The organism is Marinifilum sp. D714 (assembly GCF_030851345.1).
In the GTDB taxonomy this organism is placed as follows: Bacteria; Bacteroidota; Bacteroidia; order Bacteroidales; family Marinifilaceae; genus Marinifilum.
Genome location: NZ_JALPNU010000081.1, coordinates 1 through 514, shown reverse-complemented (window position 1 = coordinate 514; position 514 = coordinate 1). Strand labels below are relative to the sequence as shown.

Here is a 514-nt window from a genome sequence, read left to right as displayed (position 1 = left end):
CGGCATCCAAGGTAATAGTTCCTCCAGCACAGGTTTCCTGATCTAAACCAAGGTCTACAACAGGATTTGGATGAACAGTAACATCCACATCATCCGTTGCTGAACAACCATTGGCGTCTGTTACTACTACTGAATAGTTTCCTGAAGTTGATATTGTAATGGTCTGACTTGTTGCTCCATTTGACCACAGGTAGTTAGCTCCTGCATTGCCGGCATCCAAAGTGATTGTTCCACCAGCACAGGTTTCTTGATCTAAACCAAGGTCTACAACCGGATTTGGATGAACAGTAACATTCACATCATCCGTTGCTGAACAACCATTGGCGTCGGTAACAACTACTGAATAGTTTCCTGAAGTTGATACTGTAATGTCTTGTGTGGTTTCACCGTTTGACCACAGGTAAGTTGCCCCAAGATTACCTGCATCCAAGGTAATAGTTCCTCCAGCACAGGTTTCCTGATCTAAACCAAGGTCTACAACAGGATTTGGATGAACAGTAACATTCACATCATC

1 pseudogene is annotated in these 514 nt (G+C 43.6%); it reads right to left on the bottom strand.

Going from position 1 to position 514, the window contains the following annotated elements:
* Nucleotides 1-514: pseudogene (locus tag M0051_RS19640) on the bottom strand (hypothetical protein); the annotation flags it as partial.